At 62.3% G+C, this 21647-nt stretch carries 21 protein-coding genes; 15 read left to right on the forward strand and 6 right to left on the reverse strand.

What is annotated here, in order from left to right; translation table 11 throughout:
- The first annotated feature begins 94 nt into the window (after positions 1–94).
- Complete coding sequence (locus YH63_RS21095; RefSeq protein ID WP_046830219.1) at positions 95–568, forward strand: DUF5330 domain-containing protein; 474 nt, start codon at positions 95–97, stop codon at positions 566–568.
- Positions 569–698: 130 nt separating this feature from the next.
- Entirely contained in the window at positions 699–1130 is a 432-nt protein-coding gene (locus YH63_RS21100) for a SufE family protein (protein ID WP_046830220.1), read from the forward strand.
- On the opposite strand, the gene YH63_RS21105 is transcribed toward YH63_RS21100, so the two are convergent.
- The 3 genes from YH63_RS21105 to YH63_RS21115 all read right to left on the reverse strand — a co-directional run bounded on the left by YH63_RS21105 (position 1120) and on the right by YH63_RS21115 (position 2681).
- On the reverse strand, positions 1120–1731 hold the full coding sequence (locus YH63_RS21105; RefSeq protein WP_046830221.1) for a DUF6456 domain-containing protein: 612 nt from the start codon (positions 1729–1731) through the stop codon (positions 1120–1122). The genes YH63_RS21100 and YH63_RS21105 overlap by 11 nt on opposite strands.
- Positions 1728–2105, reverse strand: coding sequence for a helix-turn-helix domain-containing protein (locus tag YH63_RS21110; protein ID WP_046830222.1), 378 nt, complete (start codon positions 2103–2105; stop codon positions 1728–1730). Before YH63_RS21110 ends, YH63_RS21105 begins: the two co-directional genes overlap by 4 nt.
- 162 nt (positions 2106–2267) lie before the next feature.
- The gene (locus YH63_RS21115; RefSeq protein WP_046830223.1) at positions 2268–2681 is read right to left on the reverse strand and encodes a MucR family transcriptional regulator; all 414 of its coding nucleotides are present in this window, start codon (positions 2679–2681) and stop codon (positions 2268–2270) included.
- A 233-nt stretch (positions 2682–2914) separates the two neighbouring features.
- Between YH63_RS21115 and YH63_RS21120 the strand changes: the two genes are divergently transcribed.
- On the forward strand, positions 2915–3550 hold the full coding sequence (locus YH63_RS21120; protein ID WP_046830224.1) for a class I SAM-dependent methyltransferase: 636 nt from the start codon (positions 2915–2917) through the stop codon (positions 3548–3550).
- Positions 3551–3622: 72 nt separating this feature from the next.
- On the opposite strand, the gene YH63_RS21125 is transcribed toward YH63_RS21120, so the two are convergent.
- Entirely contained in the window at positions 3623–4657 is a 1035-nt protein-coding gene (locus tag YH63_RS21125; RefSeq protein WP_046830225.1) for a hypothetical protein, read from the reverse strand.
- A 330-nt stretch (positions 4658–4987) separates the two neighbouring features.
- On the opposite strand from YH63_RS21125, the gene YH63_RS21130 reads away from it, so the two are divergent.
- Together YH63_RS21130 and YH63_RS21135 are read left to right on the forward strand one after the other, a co-directional pair.
- Positions 4988–6637: an ArnT family glycosyltransferase gene (locus tag YH63_RS21130; protein ID WP_046830226.1), complete on the forward strand. Its 1650-nt coding sequence runs from the start codon at positions 4988–4990 to the stop codon at positions 6635–6637.
- Between the two features lie 101 nt (positions 6638–6738).
- On the forward strand, positions 6739–7518 hold the full coding sequence (locus YH63_RS21135) for a class II aldolase/adducin family protein (protein WP_046830227.1): 780 nt from the start codon (positions 6739–6741) through the stop codon (positions 7516–7518).
- Positions 7519–8819: 1301 nt separating this feature from the next.
- On the opposite strand, the gene YH63_RS21140 is transcribed toward YH63_RS21135, so the two are convergent.
- Together YH63_RS21140 and YH63_RS21145 are read right to left on the reverse strand one after the other, a co-directional pair.
- Positions 8820–10220, reverse strand: a complete 1401-nt coding sequence (locus YH63_RS21140) for a M20/M25/M40 family metallo-hydrolase (protein WP_046830228.1) — start codon at positions 10218–10220, stop codon at positions 8820–8822.
- A 41-nt stretch (positions 10221–10261) separates the two neighbouring features.
- Positions 10262–11935, reverse strand: a complete 1674-nt coding sequence (locus YH63_RS21145; RefSeq protein WP_137325267.1) for a helicase HerA-like domain-containing protein — start codon at positions 11933–11935, stop codon at positions 10262–10264.
- Positions 11936–12427: 492 nt separating this feature from the next.
- Between YH63_RS21145 and YH63_RS21150 the strand changes: the two genes are divergently transcribed.
- The 10 genes from YH63_RS21150 (at position 12428) to YH63_RS21195 (ending at position 21555) form a co-directional block, all read left to right on the forward strand.
- Positions 12428–12793, forward strand: coding sequence for a DUF2267 domain-containing protein (locus YH63_RS21150; RefSeq protein ID WP_046830230.1), 366 nt, complete (start codon positions 12428–12430; stop codon positions 12791–12793).
- A 23-nt stretch (positions 12794–12816) separates the two neighbouring features.
- A complete protein-coding gene (locus YH63_RS21155) occupies positions 12817–13239 on the forward strand; it encodes a DUF4332 domain-containing protein (protein ID WP_046830231.1) in 423 nt (140 codons plus the stop codon).
- A gap of 103 nt (positions 13240–13342) precedes the next feature.
- A complete protein-coding gene (gene folP, locus YH63_RS21160) occupies positions 13343–14200 on the forward strand; it encodes a dihydropteroate synthase (RefSeq protein WP_046830232.1) in 858 nt (285 codons plus the stop codon).
- Positions 14197–14577 (forward strand): dihydroneopterin aldolase, encoded by a 381-nt coding sequence (gene folB / locus YH63_RS21165; RefSeq protein ID WP_046830233.1) that lies wholly within the window; start codon positions 14197–14199, stop codon positions 14575–14577. The genes folP and folB overlap by 4 nt, the downstream gene beginning before the upstream one ends.
- Positions 14578–14604: 27 nt before the next feature.
- Complete coding sequence (folK, locus tag YH63_RS21170; protein ID WP_046830234.1) at positions 14605–15096, forward strand: 2-amino-4-hydroxy-6-hydroxymethyldihydropteridine diphosphokinase; 492 nt, start codon at positions 14605–14607, stop codon at positions 15094–15096.
- Between the two features lie 87 nt (positions 15097–15183).
- Positions 15184–17049, forward strand: a complete 1866-nt coding sequence (locus YH63_RS21175) for a methylmalonyl-CoA mutase subunit beta (protein WP_046830235.1) — start codon at positions 15184–15186, stop codon at positions 17047–17049.
- A 4-nt stretch (positions 17050–17053) separates the two neighbouring features.
- Complete coding sequence (locus tag YH63_RS21180) at positions 17054–17518, forward strand: GFA family protein (protein WP_046830236.1); 465 nt, start codon at positions 17054–17056, stop codon at positions 17516–17518.
- A gap of 44 nt (positions 17519–17562) precedes the next feature.
- The gene (scpA, locus tag YH63_RS21185) at positions 17563–19722 is read left to right on the forward strand and encodes a methylmalonyl-CoA mutase (RefSeq protein WP_046830237.1); all 2160 of its coding nucleotides are present in this window, start codon (positions 17563–17565) and stop codon (positions 19720–19722) included.
- A 39-nt stretch (positions 19723–19761) separates the two neighbouring features.
- Positions 19762–20739: a methylmalonyl Co-A mutase-associated GTPase MeaB gene (gene meaB, locus YH63_RS21190; RefSeq protein ID WP_246658098.1), complete on the forward strand. Its 978-nt coding sequence runs from the start codon at positions 19762–19764 to the stop codon at positions 20737–20739.
- 162 nt (positions 20740–20901) lie between these two features.
- On the forward strand, positions 20902–21555 hold the full coding sequence (locus YH63_RS21195; RefSeq protein WP_046830239.1) for a pyroglutamyl-peptidase I: 654 nt from the start codon (positions 20902–20904) through the stop codon (positions 21553–21555).
- Positions 21556–21647: the final 92 nt, after the last annotated feature.

Raw genomic sequence — 21647 nt, forward strand, 5'->3', positions numbered from 1 at the left:
TACGACTGAGGATGATTGCGAGATCAATCGCAACGGGGCGGAGCGCTTCACGGCGGTGAAGCAGCTCCGGTGAAAGCGATCGACGGGGTGTGTGATGTTCTTCCTTCTTCGCATGGCATTCTGGCTGGGGCTCGTGCTCGTGCTGTTGCCGACCGACAAGTCGTCCGCTCCGGACCAGGGTCCGCAGATCGGCGCATCGGAAGCCATTTCGGCGGCCACTGCGGCCGTGTCCGACATGAGCCAGTTCTGCAACCGGCAGCCGGCGGCATGCACGGTCGGCGGACAGGCTGCGACCGTCATCGGCGAACGCGCCCAGTCCGGCGCCAAGAAAGTTTATCAGTTCATCACGGACAAGAACGAAAAGAGCGACAAGAACGAAAAGAAAGCGCCTGAGCCCACCGACAAGGCCAACAAGAAAGCACCGGATCATACCGGCTCGATCGGCACACCGGATGACCGCGATATGAGCGAATCCCGGACCGTGGCGATCGTGCATCAGACGTTGTCTCAAGACGATCTCGCCATCGACTGGCAGCCGCCGGCTTCGGGAACGGCAACGGACCCATAAAGGCCGCCCGGAACGGCCGATATTTCGGGCCGAAAAGGCCCGGAACTTATGGCTTTCGACGCTCCGCGATCTCATATAAGGCTCGTGCCAGAATCTTTGGCACGGATTTGACACGAGTTAGCGGGCGGCCATGACCACCATCGACGAGATCAGGGACAATTTCGAACTGCTCGAGGAGTGGGACGACCGCTACCGCTATGTCATCGAACTTGGCCGCACGCTCGCGCCGATGTCCGACGCCGAGCATTCCGCCGAAAACAAGGTTCAGGGCTGCGCCAGCCAGGTCTGGCTGTCGCGCAGCATCGACCGGGGCGGCGACGAGCCCGTGCTGAATTTCAAGGGCGACAGCGACGCACATATCGTGCGCGGGCTGATTGCGATCCTGCTGACCATCCAGTCCGGGAAGGCGCCGCAGGACATTCTGAAGACCGATCCGATCTCCATCTTCGACGAATTCGGATTCCGCGAGCATCTGACGCCGCAGCGTTCCAACGGCCTGCGGGCCATGGTGGAGCGCATCAAGAACGACGCCCGCGAAACGCTGGCGTCCTCTACGGCGTAAAGCTCGCGTCGTCGGCCAGCCATGTCCTGATGGCCGCGCCGGTGCCGGTTGTATCGCTGCGCAGTCCGTAATGCCGCGCCAGCCGATCCAGCGCCAGTTGCAGCACGACTTTCGCCGACCGTGACGGCCAGCCGCGCTCGCGCTCGACGTCCTCCAGACCGCGCAGGAAACAGCACACGTCGAGCAGCAACCCGGAAAATTCCGGACCGCAGGCGTCCAGCGCCAGACGCACCCGCTGGCGCGACGCGACGATCAGATCTGTCATCTCGCCACCGCCGCCGGCTCCGCGCGTTCGCCCGATGCCGGTCCAACTCGACGAGACGCGCGGCGTCAGGTGTCCGCGCGTGAAGTCCGCGCGCAGGCGTTCGCCTGCGATGAACTGATCCGGCCCGATCATGGCGCGGCCGTCGCGGCCCTTGCGGCGCGCCAACCATCCCAGCGGGCTTTCGTTGTCGTTGACGAGCACCTGCGCCATGCCGGTTTCCGTCATGAGATCGCGCACCGACAGGTCGAGGTGTTGCGCGCGGAACCCATCGATCTCATGGCCGGACGTTTGGCGAGTAGTGCCGGAGCCGGACGAGCGGCCTTGCTGCCGCTTCATCGGCCGTCTCCGCCAGCCGCCGCGCGGCTCATCAGTTCGAGCGTCGCGACACGGCAGTCGAACCAGATGTCATCGCGGGCATCCTCCACGACGCGGCAGGCATGGGCGATGGTGGTGCGGTCGCGTCCGAAGGCACGCCCGATGACCTCAAACGTCAGGCTAAAACCAACATGGGCGAGATACATCGCGATCTGCCGTGCGAGAGCGGCGCGCTGCGAGCCGCGCAGCCCGTTTTCAAGATCGGCGGCGGCGAGGCCAAAGTCGGCCGCAACGCAGGCAATGACCAAACGGCAAATGTCGTTCGGACGAAACTCGGCGGAGCTGGAGGATTGCGGCGGGGAAAAACCGGAAGCGGACGATCGGATTTCAAGCATCGGAACCTCACTAGGAATTTATACCTATATCCTAGTGACGATGCAAATGCCGGGGATAGCGATCCCCGGAAAAATATAGAGGCTATCCGGACTTGACTCCGGAAGCCTCCAATGTGGAATTATTCCTAGGGCGCGACAAGCCCGTTATTGGCCAGGCAGCCGTTATTTCCGGCGGCGGCGCTGCTGGCCGAGACCCATCTTCTTGGCGAGCTGGGAACGGGCCACGGCGTAGTTCGGAGCCACCATCGGATAGTCAGCCGGCAGGCCCCATTTCTCGCGGTATTGCTCCGGGCTCATGTTGTACTGCGTCCGAAGGTGCCGCTTCAGCGACTTGAAGCGCTTTCCGTCCTCGAGACATACGAGGTAATCCGAGGTCATCGATTTCTTGATGGAGACCGCGGGCCTGGCCGGCTCGGCCGCGGCCTCGGTGCCGCCGGTTGAGACCCGCACCAGCGCGGCGTGGATCTGACTGATCAGGGCCGGAATTTCGGCGGCGGTCGTCGCGTTGTTGCTGACATAGGCCGACACGATCGACGCGGTCAGCTCGACGAATCCCTTGGGGGCGGTTTCGCTCATGGTGATGTCTTTCAGACGCGATCGGATGCGCAGTCGAAAACGAGCCAGCCCAAGCAAACAGATGCCCGGCCGCGGCGTCTATACTTGGCAAGTATGGAAGAACTATTGCCAGTCTGACAAGAAGAACTGAATACTGCGGCGCTTTATTTGAAGCCGCAGCGGTTCGCGCCACGTACCGAAAGCTGCCGTGCATTATCCGCGCATGTTAAGCCGCCTTGAAAGGAATACCCTCCATGAGCACAGCGAGCGATGCCCGTTTCTGGGACCGGAGTTCACGGAAGTACGCCATCAGTGCGATTGCGGATCAGGCCGGATATGAGCGCACGCTGGACCGGACCCGCGCCCTGCTGCGACCAAACGACCGGGTGCTGGAGTTGGGCTGCGGCACAGGAACAACGGCGCTCCGGCTCGCGGACCATGTTCAAGGCTATCTTGCGACGGATATTTCCGCTGAAATGATCGCGATTGCCAATGAGAAATACGCCGCGGGCCCCATCCCGGCCCTTGTCTTCCGCACCGCGACCGCAGAAGCGCTTACACCCGCTGCGGCACAGTTCAACGCGGTTCTGGGATTCAGTTATCTCCATCTGGTCCGCGACCTGCCTGGCACGCTGCGCCGCATCCACGCCGTGCTGGCAGCGGAGGGTTTGTTTATCTCCAAGACACCCTGCGTCGGGGATATGAACCCACTCATCAAGTTTGCGCTGCCCGCGATGCGCGCGATCGGCAAAGCACCCTATGCAGGCGTCTTTCGGGCGGCGGACCTGAGGCGGCATATATGTGCGGCAGGCTTCGACATTCTTGCCACTGAAAACCACGCAACGAAGGGCAACGAGGCCCGTCCCTACATTGTGGCGCGCAAGATATGACATGAGCGGGCGAAGCTGTAACGACGCTTCGCAGCCGTTACGGCAGACATCAAACGCCGCGCTGATCCGCGCCTAGTTGCGCTGGTCCAGATGCGCGCGCAGTTCGTCGATGGAGGCGAACCGCACCATGCCTTCGGGCATCTGCGCCTCGATCGAGCCATCGGAATACAGCGAGTACGCCATCGAATCGACCACACCCGATTTCACGATCGTCACCGACGACGCATCGGCGCGCCGTGGAAATCGTTCGCGGACAGGCTCAGGCGTCTCCTGCTCATCGGCGGCTGGCTGCGATGCAGTCTGCCCGTTTTGAAGCGGAGACTTTGGAAACAAGGGGGATTCCTGCCGCGGTCTGCCGGACTGCGGCCATGCGCTCTCGAACGGGCTGGGTGCATTCGTCTCGGCGTCACCGCGCTGAGTGTCCTCCGCGGAGGACTGATGCTGACCTTCATCCGGCGACGCCGACGCATCGCGCGGCGACAGTTCGCGGTTCTTGTCGCGCCGGGACGATGAAAACATGATGTTGCGGCGCTGGCGCGGCGTGGGTTCGGCAGGCGGATCGAACGGTTCGCTCGATGCTCCGAGATTGCGGTTGCGGGTGATCGGATGTTCGTCCCAGGCAGCCGGTTCTGACGGCGCGCGGCCGTGATCGCCGGTCTCGTCGGCAAAATCATCCCGATCCCTGTCGGACGGCTGGTCGCGGGTGAACAGCGTATCCTCGCGGGCAGGCCTTTCTTCGCGGCCAAGTCTTTCTTCGCGGGCAGTTCTTTCTTCGCGGATGGGAGACCTTGGGGGCATCGGACGGGGCGCCGCCGGCGGTTCAGGGACAGCAGCGCGCGCCGGACGAATGGCCGGAGCCTCAAGCTCGGCGGCAGGTTCGCGCGGCACAGCCGGCGCCGGCAAACCGGTTTCGAGGCGGCGCGCGAGGTTCCTGAATTCCCGGCCAACGAAATACAGCCCGATCAGGACCAGCCCGGTGCAGGACACCACGGCTCCTGCCAGGATCATCGTGTTGCCGAAGCTGAATTCCTTGATCGGAATCCCGAAAACGACCGTGAGAAGGCCGATACACAGGACGACCGTTCCGCCGATCAATAGCGCAATCATTACAAGCTCCAAACCCGCGCCAGCGGACTCAACAGGTAGAGTTCCATAATAGTTTCAAGTAGACGCGTTACCAATCGGTAATTAAGCGCACTTTCAACGAAAGATGCCCCGTCGGTCAGGCGCCATTCAGATTCAGGAGCCTAATCTGTCAGGCGTGCAAGAAAGCGTTCGGGCCGTGGTTGTAATTTTACCCTGACCGCAATGTTGCGTTGCAATCTAAGAAAATGTGCCACAATTCACAATTACCTAAACACCGAACTGAGATACAAAGTTCCCGGGAAGCCTGCCCGGAAGATATGCAGGCGCGGGAACGCTGGATCCATTAGTTAGATGTCATCCGTCACAACATCGGCACTCGACTCGCCAGCCGGGCGCTCGATCGAGCAGACGTGCGATGACCTCGCGCTCGCAGTGCTGGCTGTTGTGACAGTCATCGCGGGCCTGACATTCAAAGACTATGGCCTTGGCTGGGACGACTACACCCACGCGGAGTATGCCGATCTGCTGCTAAAGATGTTCGGCAGCGGCTTCACCGACACCAGCGCCCTGTCGTTCGCGAACCTCTACATGTATGGCGGCGGCTTCGACATGGCGGCCGCGCTGCTGCACAAGATCGTTCCGCTTGAACTGTTCGAGACGCGGCGGCTGCTGGGCGCCATCGTGGGCGTGATCGGCCTCGGGGTCACATGGCGGCTCGCGCGGCGCGTCGGCGGACCCGTGGCCGGTCTCGCGGCGATCGTCCTGCTCGCGCTGTGTCCAATATTCTACGGGCACATGTTCATGAATCCGAAGGATGCGCCCTTCGCGGTGTCGATGGCGATCCTGATGCTCGGGCTGGTGCGGCTCGCGCAGGAATATCCGTCACCAACGCCGCACACGATCCTGATCATCGGCCTCGGCGCAGGTCTGTCGGTCGGTTGCCGCATCCTTGGCGGCCTGGCGCTGATCTATGCCGTGATCGGCTTCCTGCCGCTCTGGATTTCCGACATTCGCGTGCACGGCGCGCGTGAGGCCGCGCGCCGGCTCGGTCATGTCGTTTATGTTCTGCTGCCCGGCGTGCTGCTGGGCTATCTCATCATGGGTCTGATATGGCCCTGGTCCATTATCGACCTCGCCAATCCGTTTCGTGCGCTGACATACTTCTCGCATTTCTTCGAGAAGCCATGGAAGGAATTGTTCAACGGCGCGATCGTCTCGGTGCCGGACATGCCGTGGTCCTATCTGCCGACGCTGTTCGCGTTGCAGCTTCCGGAAGTCATGCTCGGCCTGCTCGGCGCGGGCGTCGTCGGCACGCTCGTTGCGTTGATGCGGTCGGAAGTCGATTCCAGGCGGAAGACCATCCTGCTGATGCTGACGCTGGCCGCGACGCTGCCGCTGATCATCGCGATGGTGAAGCGCCCTGCTCTTTACAACGGCATTCGTCATTTCATCTTCGTCATCCCGCCGATGGTGGTTCTTGCCGGTGTCGCCTTTGCCGCCATCGTCGGCTGGCTGAAGCAGCACAGCCGCGGCGCGCAGGCCGTGTTTGCCCTGGTGTTCATGCTGGGACTGATGTTGCCGCTCAATGAAATGATCCGGCTGCATCCGTATCAGTACACACACTTCAACCATATCGCCGGCACCGTTCGCGGCGCCGACGATCGCTACATGCTCGATTACTGGGGTCTTGCGCTCAAGCAGGCATCCGAAGGGCTGCGGCAGGAAATCGAGGAACGTCAGGAACCCGCGCCCCGGAACCGCAAGTGGCGTGTCGCGGTGTGCGGCCCGCAGCGTCCGGCGCAGGTCGCGCTTGGCCCGGACTTCACCATCGGCTGGGACAGTCACGCCGCCGACTTCGCCATGACGCTCGGCGAATTCTACTGCAAGGGCCTCAACGCGCCCGTGGTGGTCGAGATCAAGCGCGACGACGTGGTGTTTGCGCGGGTTTACGATATCCGCGGCAAGAGCATCGCCAGCCTGCTCGCCATCCCCGCGCCCTGATCCGCCACATGGCGCCCCTGCGAGGACCGCATGTTGCGGTAGCGGGGTCGCAGCGCTAGGCTCGCGGCATAAAAGATCAATAAATCGCAGAGGAAATCGCCATGTCGCCCGCCGAAGCACGCCTCACGGAAGTCAAATCCACCATGTCGGACGCGGAATGGGAACAGCGCGTCAATCTCGCTGCCGCATATCGCCTCGTCGCGCTGTACGGCTGGGACGATCTCGTCGACACGCACATTTCGGCACGGGTGCCCGGCCCCGAGCATCATTTCCTGATCAATCCCTACGGACTGATGTTCGACGAAATCACCGCGTCGAGCCTGGTCAAGGTCGATCTCGACGGCAACCAGTTGAGCGAGAGCGACTACAGCATCAATCCCGCCGGCTTTACGATTCACTCCGCCGTTCACGAAGTGCGCGAAGATGCCGGCTGCGTGATGCATCTCCACACTGCGGACGGCACCGCCGTTGCAAGCTGCATGGAAGGCCTGCTGCCGCTGAACCAGACTGCGCAGCTCGTCACCGGCGACCTCGCCTATCACGATTACGAAGGCATCGCGCTCGATCACGACGAACGCCCGCGCATCCAGAAGGATCTCGGCACCAAGAACCATCTTCTGCTGCGCAATCATGGCACGCTGACCGTCGGCCGTTCGGTCGCCTCGGCGTTCGAGCGCATGTATCACCTCGAGCGCGCCTGCACGATGCAGGTCCGCACCCGCATGCTTGGGCCGACCGCCTATCCGGTCGACAAGCTTGTGATCGAGAAGAACGAAAAACTGGTGACCGACCCGGTGCGCTCGGATCTGCGTTCGACCAAGCTGGTCTGGCCGCCGCTGCTGCGCAAGCTTGACAGGATCGACCCCAGCTACAGGACTTGACAGGATCGATCCCGGTTCTAGATATCGATCTGTCAGCCTCTACACTGACCGGACTGCAAACGCCGCCCAATTCCGGGCGGCGTTTTTGCGTTTGCGTCCGTCATTCCGGGATGCGCCTCTTGGCGCAGGCCCGGAATCCATGACTGCGAAAATCTCCTGAGTGGCTGTGGATTCCGGGTTCGCTCGCTACGCTCGCGCCCCGGAATGACGGCGGATCAACCTTCGATGTCGTCCCGGCGAAGGCACGCTGCCACACATTCAGCGTCGTCCTCGCGAAAGCGGGGACCCATAACCACCGAACGACGTGTTGAAAGCGAAAAGATAGCTCCAATACCACCCTCAAATTGACGCCTCAGGGAGTATGGGTCCCGGCCTTCGCCGGGACGACGTGGAGAGATACGAAACAGTCCGCCGCAACATTTCGTGATGGGGACACCAATCCCCGCGCCCCGGACCACGCTTAAGTTCGCGATGTCCTGTTCGTGAGGGGCGCTTCTCGAGGGCGCTTTTGAAGCGGAGCAGGATGCGGTGCCTGCACGCGTGTTTCGCACACACGTCGTCCGGGAGGCTGGGGTCACCGTCCGGGTCAACTATGTGGCTCTGCCGTTCGCGGCTGGACGTCGGTGAGGATGAAGGCGGCGAAAGCCGGCCGGATCAGGGGTCGAGTTGCTCCCCCGTCCCCACCCGGAAGTACGGTCCCTTCGCCCAAAGTCGCCGCAATGGAGCGCTGCAAGGCGATGCGCTTCCGGAGGTTCACCGTGTCGCAAGCGGTGCCGGAAGCGACACAAGACAAGGTGCGCCTCGCGGCGCTCCATGCCCCTCATGTTGCGAGGGGCAGATCCAAAGCTCACCTCGCGCGATCAAGTGCGAGAGCGATGCCGCGTGGCTGTTTGAAAACTGAATCGGAAAATGCGTCATCGCCGCTGAAGGCACTCACATATTCAATGTCATGGCCGGACTTGTTCCGGCCATCCCGATTACCGAGGCACCGTGCTCACCTGACCGGGATCACCGGGACATCCCCGATCAAGTCGAGGACAGGCGCCCGGTGATGACAACCAGCGAGTTAGGCAGGCGCTCGCCACACCCACGATGTCGTCCCCGCGCAGGCGGGGACCCATAACCACCGAACGACGTAGTGGTGGCGAGAAGATTGCTCCGGCATCTCCCTCAAATCGGTAACTCAGGGAGTATGGGTCCCCGCCTGCGCGGGGACGACGTGGAGAGATTTGTGATTGGATCAAAGTGGCTGAAAACTAAATCGGAAAGCGACGCTGCTGTCGCGACATCACATCGAAACGTCAGCGCGGTGTGTCGGCGAACGCCGCCAGAATACGCGCCCACGAGCGGATGCCTTTGTGGAAGCTCTTCAGGTCGTACTTTTCGTTCGGCGAATGGATGTTGTCGTCCTCAAGTCCGAACCCGATCAGCACCGTTTCCAGCCCCAGCGTCTTCTTGAAATCCGCGACAATCGGAATCGATGCACCCGAACCGATCAGGAGCGCGTCCTTGCCCCATTCGTCGGTCAGCGCACGCTTCGCCGCCGCCAGCGGCTTCATGCCCCAGTCGAGCGCAATTGCGGGCGCACCGGCATGATCGATGAACTCGGCGGTGCAATCCGCCGGCAGACGCGAGGTGACGAAGTCGCGGAAGGCCTTGCGGATCCTCGAAGGCTGCTGGCCCTCCACCAGCCGGAACGAAACCTTTGCGGACGCCTCCGCCGGAATAACCGTCTTGGAGCCTTCACCGGTATAGCCGCCAACGATGCCGTTGATGTCGCAGGCCGGACGCGACGACACCTGCTCGATCAGCAACCGGTCCTTTTCGCCGGCCGGAACCGACAGGCCGATCGGCTTCAGGAAAGTTTCCGGAGACAGGTTGAGATTCTTCCACTGCGCCAGAATGTCGGGCGGCAGATCCTTCACCCCGTCGTAAAACCCCGGAATGGTGATGTGGCCGTTGTCATCGTGGATGCTGCCGAGAATGCGGGTCAGCACGCGGATCGGGTTCTGCGCCCCGCCGCCGAAGATGCCCGAATGCAGATCGCGATTCGCCGCCTTGATCTTGACCTCGTCATAGACGAGGCCGCGCAGCGAGGTCGTGATCGCGGGCGTGTTCTGGTCCCACATGCCGGTGTCGCAGACCAGCACGAAGTCGGCGGCGAGGTCCTTCTTGTGCTTGTCGAGGAAGGGGCCGAAATTCTTCGAGCCGATTTCCTCTTCGCCCTCGATCAGGATCGTCACATTGAGCGGCAGCGATCCGGTGACATTCTTCCAGGCCCGGCAGGCCTCAACGAAGGTCATCAACTGGCCCTTGTCGTCTTCGGCGCCGCGCGCAACGATGATCTTGCGGCCATCGGCGTGATCGGTGACGACCGGCTCGAACGGCGGCCGATGCCACAGATCAAGCGGGTCGACCGGCTGCACATCATAGTGGCCGTAGAACAGCACATGCGCACCAGCGCTGCCGTTGCTCTTGCCGACGATGGCCGGATGCCCGGCGGTCGGGCGCACGTCGGTCGCAAACCCGATGGAGGCGATGTCGGCCGCGAGATGATCCGCGGCTTTTTTGCAATCGTCCGCAAACGCAGGATCGGCCGAAATCGACTTGATCCGGAGCAGCGTGAACAGCCGCTCGAGGCTCTTGTCGAAATCCTTGTCGATACGATCGAGGACGGCTGCGAGTTGGGGCGTAGCGGACATCGTATTCTTTCCTCAAATCAAGATGGCGCGAACGACGACAACTATCGCCGCAACAACCCGCCGAGCGCGCCGCGCACGATGGAGCGGCCGATCGATCCGCCGAGCGAACCGGCGACAGATTTGCCGAGGGTGGCTGCGACGTTACCGACAACCTTGTTCGTGACCGAGCGCGTGACGTCGCGCGCGATGACCTGCCCGGTCGACAGCTTCTGGCCCCGCGGTCGCGTCGTGCCGAAAATGGATCCGACGATCGAACCAAGCTGGCCCAGCACTCCGCCTTCAGAACTTCCTTCAGCGGGCGGGGCCGCGGTCTGGGTGAGGCGCTCGCGCAGCATCTCGAAGGCAGAGTCGGAATCGATGGTGGTGTCGTATTTGCCCCGCACCGGGCTCGCCGCCATGATCGCCTTGCGCTCCTCCGGCGTAATCGGTCCCATCCTGGCGGTCGGCGGACGGATCATGACGCGCTCGACCATGGCCGGCGTGCCGTTGCCCTCAAGGAACGACACCAGCGCCTCGCCCTTGCCCAGTTCGGTGATGACCTGAGCGGTATCGAGATTGGGATTCGGCCGGAATGTCTGCGCGGCGGCCTGCACCGCCTTCTGGTCGCGCGGGGTGAACGCGCGCAGCGCATGTTGGACGCGGTTGCCAAGCTGGGCAAGAACGCGATCCGGAACATCGATCGGGTTCTGTGTGACGAAATAGACGCCGACGCCCTTTGAACGAATGAGCCGCACGACCTGCTCGATCTTGTCGAGCAGCGCTTTCGGGGCATCGGTAAAAAGAAGATGCGCTTCGTCAAAAAAGAACACGAGTTTCGGTTGCGGCGGGTCGCCGACCTCAGGCAGTTCCTCGAACAGTTCGGACAGCATCCAGAGAAGAAACGTCGCGTACAAACGCGGGCTCTGCATCAGCTTGTCCGCGACCAGGATGTTGACCATGCCCCGGCCGTTGGAGTCGGTGCGCATGAAATCCTTCAGTTGAAGCGCCGGCTCACCGAAAAACTGCTCGCCGCCCTGGTTTTGCAGCACAAGTAGCTGGCGTTGGATCGTGCCGATGGTCTGTTTCGTGACATTGCCGAACTGCTGCGCCGTCCGTTTAAGTTCCAGAATGGCGTCGCTGGTATCATCCCCGTCCTTCTTCCCGTTGGCGGGGGATATGGCATCCAGGATTGCGCGCAAATCCTTGAAGTCGACCAGCGGAAGGCCGCCTTCGTCAGCGACCTTGAAGGCGACATTGAGCACGCCTTCCTGCACGTCGTTGAGATCGAGCATGCGCGACAGCAGCAATGGTCCCATTTCCGAGACCGTGGCGCGCACCGGATGGCCCTGCTCGCCGAACACGTCCCAAAACACTGTCGAAAACTGGTCCGGCTTGAAATCCAGTCCCATCGTCTTGGAGCGGCTGAGAATGAAATCCTTGGCCTCGCCCACCTCGGAGATGCCCGACAGATCGCCCTTGATATCCGCGGCGAAGACCGAAACACCTGCGCGCGCAAAACCCTCGGCCATGACCTGAAGCGAGACCGTCTTGCCGGTGCCGGTCGCTCCCGTGACGAGACCGTGCCGGTTCGCGAGCCCAAGCGTCAGAAATGCTGGCTGATCGCCCTTCCCGATAAAGATCGTCTTGTCGGTATCGGCGGACGCAGCGCCTCCGGCAGCAGCCGGCGCCGGCTTTGCCGCCTTGTCAGAAGCAGTTTTGGATGCCCTCTTTGCCATCTCTCGCCTCGTGCAGACTCTATTGTCCCGCCGTCGAAACGCGGCGCATGATGTGTGATCTTGCAGTATGGAACCCGCCGGTCAACCCGCAGATCGCTTGGCGGACAATAGCCGATGCCGCGCTGCATGATGCACTGGCATAATATATGTCGCTCCACCGCAGCGATTGAGTGAAATTTGCTCCAAGGCGTCAATTCGGTCCTTGTGAATCTCGAATGCGACGATGCGGGCCGCATCACAAATCGGACGATGGATTGAAACGAATTCGCATCCGCTGCGTAGTTTGAAACCGCGCTAACCAATTTGTCACCTTTGGAACGGCAAATGATCGCGAAATCGACGATGATTCGTGCACGGGTGCAACACTTCACGGTCGATTGCGCTCAACTGCGGTTTCAAAAAGCGTCATCGCTTGTAATTCGCAAAACACGCGCTCAAGATAAATCACAAACAAAGATCCGGTACGCAACCGGTGGGTAACGGGGCAATTTAATGGACGAGTTCATTGGCGAGCTGGCTGCAAAAGCCGGCATTGACAACGCTGTGGCCGAAAAAGCCGTCGGTGCCATGCTTGGGTTCCTTCGCAAGGAGGGGCCGGCTGAACAGGTGCGTTCGCTGATCGAGCAAATTCCAGGCGCAGAAGACGCGATCAAGGCTTCTGGTTCCGGCGGCGGTCTCGCGGGCATGCTTGGCGGTGGCATCATGGCGCTTGGCGCCAAGCTGATGGGGCTGGGTCTGGGAATGAGCGAGATTCAGAACCTCGCGCGTGAACTATTCAAGTTCGGCCGCGACAAAATTGGCGCGGACGGGATGCGCGCGATCATTGCCGAGACGCCAGGCCTTTCCAAATTCGCGTAAATTCATTTTCAAGTTCGAGCATCATGTCCAATCCTCTTTCAGCGTATCCTCTCTCGAAGATTGACGGCCTTGGCGCGCACGCCCAGGCCAAGCTCAAGGCACAGGGCATTCGCACGATGGCCGCGCTGCTCGACAATGCCAGCACCCCGAAGGGCCGGAAGTTGCTCGCTGCAAAGACCGGCCTCAGCGAACAACAGCTGCTGGCCTGGGCGAACATCGCAGACTGCATGCGCATCAAGGGGATGGGCAAGGCCAAGGCCGAACTGCTGCGCGCGGCAGGCGTCGTGACCGTGCGCGAGTTCGTGCAACGCAACCCTCAGCGCCTCGCGCAGGCCATGAAGGAAGCCAACGACAAGCGCAAGCTGGTCCAGGTTCTCCCATCGGATAAATCCGTCGCCGAACTGATCCAGCGCGCCCGCAAGCTGCCGTTGAAGATTTCCTACTGAAACGGCCCACGGCCCCGGTTGCGGTGGCTACTCAGGGCTCCTTGGGCCACAGCCCGCTTCGCCATCGCTTGACTCGCCAGCAGGGACCGCGCAAAGCCACCGCATGATGGCCGCCCCGTCCCGATCGTCAAATCCGGCTGCCGCGCAGCTTCATCCGGTGCTGCGCAGCCTGTTCGCGCGTCCCCTTCCCGTGGTCATGGGCGTGCTCAATATCACCCCGGACTCGTTCTCCGACGGCGGCCAGTTCACCACACCCGAACTGGCCCTCGCGCAGGCAAAGCGGATGGCCGCAGAGGGCGCAGGCGTTCTCGATATCGGCGCGGAGTCGACCCGGCCCTACGGCTCGAAGCCGGTTTCGGCCGACGACGAACTGCAACGGCTGCGGGACATCCTGCCGGCGGTTGCCGCCCTGGAGGTCCCGGTCTCCATCGACACCATGAAAGCATCCGTGGCCGCGTGGGCATTGAGCAACGGCGCGGCCATTGCCAACGACGTCTGGGGTCTGCAGCGCGATCCGGACATGGCGCGGGTGATCGCGGATCACAATGCGCCGGTGATCGTCATGCACAACCGTGACAGCGTCGATCCCGCCATCGATATCGTGACAGACATGGTGGCATTCTTTGCGCGCTCGCTGGACATCGCGGCCAAGGCGAATATCCCGCCGGGAAATATCGTACTCGATCCGGGCATCGGCTTTGGCAAGACGCCGGAGCAGAGCATGACCGCAATCGCCCGGCTCGATGACCTGAACCAGTTCGGCCTGCCGTTTCTGGTCGGCGCATCGCGCAAGCGATTTATCTCGGCCGTATCACCATCTGAACCGCATCAGCGGATCGGCGGCTCTCTTGCGGCACACCTCTTGGCGGCACAGCGCGGCGCCAAAATCATCCGCGCGCACGACGTGGCGGAAACGGTGCAAGCCCTGCGCGTGGCATCGGCAATCGAGGACAAGCGATGAGCGACGTGATCTTCATCAAGGGACTTTTGATCCACGCCCGTCATGGTGTCATGGACCATGAAGCCGAAGTCGGCCAGCGGTTCGTGATCGACCTCGAGCTGTCCATCGATCTCGCGGAGTCCTCCCGCACCGACAAGCTTGCCGACACTGTGTCCTATTCAGACGTGGTCACAACCGCGAGCGCGGCCTTCAAGGGCCATAACTATTATCTGCTGGAGCGCGCGGCCGGCGCAGTGGCGGAATCGATCCTTGCCGCCTTCACCCGCGTCAGTGCAGTGAAAGTGACGGTCCACAAGCCGCATGCGCCGATCGCCGCGATTTTCGACGACGTCGGTGTCGCCATCACACGCACGCGGGCGGGAGGCGCTGCACAGTGAAGCGAACGTCGGATACGGAACACTAGCATGGCGAGCGTCCTGATCGCCCTCGGCGGCAATATCGGCGATGTCCGCGCAACCTTCGTGAAGGCCATCGCCAATATCTGCGGCATGACGCAGGCTGCCCTGATCGCACGTTCCTCGGACTACACGACACCGCCATGGGGCGACGAGCATCAGGAGCCGTTCGTCAACGCCTGCATCGAAATCGAGACCAGTCTCGATCCGCACGCGCTGCTGTTCACACTGCACAAGATCGAGAAGAAGTTCGGCCGTGACCGGGCCAACGAACGGCGCTGGGGTCCGCGCACGCTGGACCTCGACATGATCGCCTATGATGACGTTCGCCTCGACAAGCCAGAACTGACGCTGCCGCACCCTCGCCTGTTCGAACGGGCCTTCGTGCTGGTGCCGCTGGCGGAGATCGCGCCGGATCGCCCGATTGCGGGACAAACCGCGCGCCAGGCCCTTGCGCGGCTCTCCGCTGATGGCATCGAACGCCTGCCTGATTTGCGTTAAACGCCTGAAACAACCAATTGGCTTGCGCGCCGCCGCGTGGCATTTTCAGGCCAACAAAGTAATGTTTACTGGGAGCTAACCCCCTGAATGTCCACTAAAACTGACGATCTGCCGCTCGCGGCCGACTTCGCCCCTGCCTCCCGCGATGACTGGCGGAAGCTGGCCGATGGCGTCCTCAAAGGCGCGCCGTTCGAAAAGCTGGTCGGCAAAACCTACGACGGGCTGCGGATCGATCCGATCTATGAGCGAGCCCGCAATGCGACAACCATTCCGGCTCGCCTCGCCGGCGCGCCGTGGCAGATCATGCAGCGCGTGGACCATCCGGATGCCACGATCGCCAACGCTCAGGCGCTTCATGATCTTGAGAACGGCGCGACGGGTCTGACCATCGTCTTCGCAGGGGCCAACGCCGCGCGGGGATTTGGTTTGCCGCCGACCAAGGAAGCGCTGGCGCGTGTCCTCGACGGCATCTACCTCGACGCCGGCATCGGCATTGAGCTCGAAATCGGTCCGCAGTCGCGCGACATGGGACAGCACCTCGCCGAACTGCTGGCCGCGCGAAAGATCGCGCCCTCCACTGTAAATTTCCGCTTCGGCCTCGACCCTATCGGCGGCGGTGGCGTGCGCGGCAGCAGCCACGGCAGCTGGGATTCAATCGCAAAGGTGTTCGGCGGAAAGATCGCGCAGCTTGCGAAGATCGGCTTTCGCGGTCCCTTCGCGCCGGCTGACGGCCGGGTGATTCATGATGCCGGAGGTTCAGAAGCGCAGGAACTGGCTTACGTCCTCGCCGTCGGTGTCGCCTATCTGCGCGCGCTGGAAGCTGCCGGCATCGCACTCGACGACGCACGGCGGATGGTCTACGCGCGCCTCAGCGCCGACGCCGACCAGTTTCTCACCATGGCGAAATTCCGCGCGCTGCGGCTTCTATGGGCCCGCATCGAGCAAAGCTGTGGGCTGACACCCGAGCCGATGTTCGTGGTGGCGGAAACCGCATGGCGGATGCTGACGCAGCGCGATCCCGACGTGAACATGCTGCGCGCGACCATCGCGGCATTCTCGGCAGGACTCGGTGGCGCCAACAGCATCAGCGTCCTCCCGCACACCCTGGCGCTCGGATTGCCGGATGCTTTCGCCCGGCGTATCGCGCGAAATACCCAGCTTGTGCTGCTGGAAGAATCCAATCTCGACAAGGTGTCGGACCCGGCCGCCGGATCGGGCGGCATCGAGACCCTGACCAGACAGCTTTGCGACACTGCCTGGGCACAGTTTCAGGAAATCGAAAAGGCCGGCGGTGCATTTGCAGCGCTTGAGAAGAATATCATTCAGTCGAAAGTCGCCGCCGTGCGCACCGCGCGCGATGTCAATATCGCCAAGCGCAAGGACATTCTGACCGGGGCCAGCGAATTCCCGAACCTGAACGAGAAAAAACCCGCAGTGCTCGATGTGAAGCCCGCGGTTCTGCCGTCATCGGATGAGGTCGTCACGACGTTTGATGCACTCGCGCCCATTCGTCTGGCTGCATCGTTTGAGAAACTGCGCGATGCCTCGGATCAAATGCTGGCGAAATCCGGCAAGCGCCCCGCGGTATTCCTCGCCAATCTCGGCACGCCAGCGGACTTCACCGCGCGAGCAACATTCGCGAAGAGTTTCTTTGAGACCGGCGGCATTGAAGCTCCCGGCAACGACGGCTTTTCCGATCCGGCTGCGCTCACGGCCGCCTTCGCGGCTTCCGGCGCGAGCCTCGTTTGTCTTTGTTCCTCCGATAAGGTCTACGCCACGCAGGCCGTTGCCGCAGCTCAAGCCCTTCACGCCGCGGGTGCAAAGCATATCTATCTCGCAGGCCGGCCCGGCGAACTCGAAGCCACGCTGCGGGCTGCGGGCGTCGGCGAATTCATTTTTGCCGGAGGCGATGCCCTGGCAATGCTCAAGGCGGCCTACGAACGTATGGGGTGAAGCCATGAAGGAACGAGTTCCCGTTCTCACCGGCGGTTGCCAATGTGGCGCTGTGCGTTTTGCGTCCTACTCCAAACCGGGACGGATCAGCGTCTGCCACTGCCGGATGTGCCAGAAGGCGGTGGCCGGACCGTTCGCATCGTTCGTTGAAATACCGCATGGCGATTTCGCGTGGACGCGCGGCACGCCGGCGACGTTTCGCTCGTCATCGTTGGCGGCGCGCGATTTTTGCGCGGCCTGTGGAACGCCGCTCAGCTATCGCAAGGTTGACGGTACGGTGATCGAGTTGCTGACCGGTGCTTTCGATCGGCCGGATCACGTCATTCCGACCTATCAAATTGGCGTTGAATCGAAGCTTGCCTGGATCAGCCATCTGCACAACCTTCCCGGCAAGACAACCTCGGAAGCTGCCGGTTCTGCCGAAGCCGGCAGCATTGTCAGCTATCAGCATCCAGACCATAATACGTAGCCGCGCGTCACCACGATGATTGCGCGCAAACCTGAGACAGCAGAATGACCCGCATTCCGAATTTCGCAGACGTTGCATTCGAACCCGCTGCCATCATGGGCGGCGAAAGCAGCGCTGCACCGTGGCTGACACCCGAAGGCCTTCTGGTGAAGCCCGGCTACTCCGAGGTCGATCTGCAAGGCATCGACTTCCTCGACACCTGGCCCGGCATCGCGCCCTATCTGCGCGGCCCCTACCCGACCATGTATGTCAACCAGCCGTGGACCGTGCGTCAGTACGCAGGCTTCTCGACGGCGGAAGACTCTAACGCCTTCTATCGCCGCAACCTCGCAGCGGGTCAGAAGGGCCTTTCAGTCGCGTTCGATCTCGCCACCCATCGCGGCTATGACTCGGATCATCCGCGCGTCTCCGGCGACGTCGGCATGGCCGGTGTGGCAATCGATTCCATCTACGACATGCGTACGCTGTTCGCCGGCATCCCGCTCGACCAGATGAGCGTGTCGATGACCATGAACGGCGCGGTGCTGCCGATCCTTGCGCTGTTCGTTGCGGCGGCCGAAGAACAGGGCGTGCCGCCGGAAAAACTGTCGGGCACGATTCAGAACGACATTCTGAAAGAGTTCATGGTGCGCAACACCTACATCTATCCGCCGACGCCCTCAATGCGGATCATCTCCGATATCTTCGCATACACGTCGCAGAAGATGCCGAAGTACAATTCGATTTCCATTTCCGGCTATCACATGCAGGAAGCCGGCGCGACGCAGGATCTTGAGCTCGCCTATACGCTGGCTGACGGCGTCGAATATCTCCGCGCCGGATTGGCCGCCGGACTCGATGTCGATCGCTTCGCACCGCGGCTGTCGTTCTTCTGGGCCATTGGCATGAACTTCTTCATGGAAGTCGCCAAGATGCGCGCGGCCCGGCTGCTGTGGGCCAAGCTCCTGAAGCCGTTCAATCCGAAGGACCCGCGCTCGCTGTCGCTGCGCACGCATTGCCAGACCTCGGGCTGGTCGCTGACCGCGCAGGATGTGTTCAACAACGTGGTTCGCACCAACATCGAAGCGATGGCGGCGACGCAGGGTCATACCCAGTCGTTGCACACCAACGCGCTCGACGAGGCGCTGGCCCTGCCGACGGATTTCTCCGCGCGCATCGCACGCAACACACAGCTGTTCCTGCAGCAGGAAAGCGGCACCACGCGGATCATCGATCCCTGGGGCGGTTCCTATTATGTGGAACGCCTGACCCACGATCTCGCCGCCAAGGCTTGGGCGCATATTCAGGAGGTCGAGGAACTCGGCGGCATGGCGAAGGCCATCGAAGCCGGTGTTCCGAAACTTCGCATCGAGGAAGCTTCCGCGAAGACGCAGGCGCGCATCGACGCGGGGAAGCAATCCGTGATAGGCGTCAACAAATACAAGCCCGAGAACGAAGCCGCTATCGACGTGCTCAAGGTGGAGAACTCCACCGTGCGCCGCCTGCAGATCGACAAGCTGTCGCGCCTTCGCTCCGAGCGGAAGCAGGCGGACGTCGATGCGGCGCTCGCGGCGCTGACCCGCAGCGCAGGCGACGGCAACGGCAACCTTCTGGCGCTCGCCATCGATGCGGCGCGCGCGAAAGCCACGGTCGGCGAAATTTCCGATGCGATGGAGAAGGTGTTTGGCCGTCATCGCGCCGAAATCAAATCCATTACCGGCGTTTACAAGCGCGAGGCCGCCACCATGTCCGACCGGGTCGAAAAACTTGCAGCCCTCATCGATGCTTTCGAGGATGCGGAAGGCCGCCGGCCGCGCATTCTGGTCGCCAAGATCGGTCAGGATGGCCATGATCGCGGGCAGAAGGTGATCGCCTCGGCTTTCGCCGACGTCGGGTTCGACGTTGACATCGGGCCGCTGTTCGCGACAGCCGACGAAGCCGCACGTCAGGCGGTCGAGAACGACGTCCACATGCTCGGGCTGTCGTCGCTGGCGGCGGCACACCTCACCGCCGTCCCGGAGTTGAAGGAAGCTCTGAAGAAGCGCGGCCGCGAAGACATCATGATCATTATCGGCGGCGTGATCCCGCCGCAGGATTACGATGAGCTCTACAAGGCGGGCGCCGAAGCGATCTTCCCGCCGGGCACCGTGATCGCGGACGCGGCGGAAGAATTGATCCGCAAGCTCAACGCGCGGCTCGGGCACTCCAGCGAAGCGGCGGAGTGAGCAACGGGTGGAACACGGTCGTCCATGCCGGCTCAGGCGATGAATTCCGATAGCGCGTCCCGCCTCGCCTCCGACGTGCGCTCCGGCGATCGCGCCGCGCTCGCGCGCGCCATCACCTTGATCGAAAGCCGCCGTGCCGACCATCAGGCGCAGGCGCGCGAACTGGTGCAGGCGTTGCTGCCGCTCACCGGCAAGGCGGTTCGCGTCGGCATCACCGGCTCGCCGGGCGTCGGCAAATCCACAACCGTCGATGCGCTCGGCATGGCGCTGATCGCAAAGGGCCACAAGGTCGCCGTGCTGGCAGTCGATCCGTCGTCTGCGCGAACCGGCGGCTCGATCCTCGGTGACAAGACGCGGATGGCGCTGCTTTCCGCCGAGGACAATGCGTTCATCCGCCCTTCCCCGTCGTCCGGCACGCTCGGCGGCGTCGCTGCCAAGACCCGCGAGGCGATGCTGTTGTGCGAAGCCGCCGGCTTCGATGTGGTGCTGGTGGAAACCGTCGGCATCGGCCAGTCGGAAACGGCTGTCTGCGACATGACCGATTTCTTCCTGGCGCTGATGCTGCCGGGCGCAGGCGACGAATTGCAGGGCATCAAGAAAGGCCTTGTCGAGCTTGCCGACATGATCGCCGTCAACAAGGCCGACGGCGACAATCTCAAGCGCGCGAAAGCCGCCGCCGCCGAGTACAACGCCGCGCTTCATATTCTCGCGCCGCGCTCGGAGCACTGGTTTCCGCCGGTCCTCACCTATTCTGCCCTGACCGGTGACGGGATCAACGCGCTGTGGGAGAAAATCCTCGCACATCGCACCGCGATGATCGCGTCCGGCGACTTCGAAACCCGGCGGCGTCATCAGCAGGTCAAGTGGATGTGGACCATTCTGGAAGACCGGCTGCACGCGCGGCTGCGATCCGATCCGGCGATCCGCGCCAAGGTGAAGCAAACCGAAGCCGCCGTTGCCAACGGCCGCATGACGCCCGCGGTCGCAGCGGAAACCATTTCGGCGCTGCTGGACTAGTGTGGTGGTTCGCAAGTCCGTAATATTTACTCAGCACGCCCATTTACGGACTTGCGAACCAAAACCACACTAGAATTGTTATTTTCTAGTGTCCTTTAGAATCCGAAGTTCGCTATGGAACGCGCTGCAAATGAGGCGAACTTCGGATTCAGGACACTAGTGATGGGCGACAAGCCGCGCATTCTCGTCACCGGCTTTCAGCCTTTTCCGGGCGCTCCCTACAATCCCACAGAGAAGCTCGTCGAAAGACTGCTGCGCCTGCGCCGCCCGGTGCTCGACGGTATCGAGCGGATCGGACACATCTTTCCGGTGACCTACAGCGCGGTCGATCGCGAATTGCCCGCGCTGATCGCAACTCATCGCCCCGATGCACTGCTGATGTTCGGGCTCGCGACACGCTCGCCGTACGTGCGCGTCGAGACCCGTGCGCGCAACACCGTCACGCAAATCTGGCCGGACGCCGAACACACGCAGGTTCGCAGCCGGACCATCGTCAGCGGCCTGGATTCAACGCGGCGTTTCGGACCGCACACGCTGAAACTGCTGCGCGCTGCGCAGCAGACCGGTGTCGATGCCCGCGCCTCGCTGAGCGCAGGATACTATCTCTGCAACTATCTGAGCTGGCGTGCGATTGAATTGACACGCGCAGAAAACGGGCCCCGCCTCGCGTCCTTCATCCATGTTCCGCTGGTGCCGCGCGGCACAGTGGAACGCCGCGCAGGTTCGCCGAACCGGGTGACGTTTGAGCAACTGGTGGATGCAGGCGAGGCTGTGCTTATGGAAATGGCACGTCTGGCGCGGCATCGGGCAAACTGATTTTCGGCCGCAAATCCGGCTGGCAGCCATTCGGTAAGCGGCGTTGTGCGACGCAATATCGGAGCCTAAGTGAAGAACTCCTCTCTGCGCGA

The organism is Afipia massiliensis (assembly GCF_001006325.2).
Lineage (GTDB): Bacteria > Pseudomonadota > Alphaproteobacteria > Rhizobiales > Xanthobacteraceae > Afipia > Afipia massiliensis_A.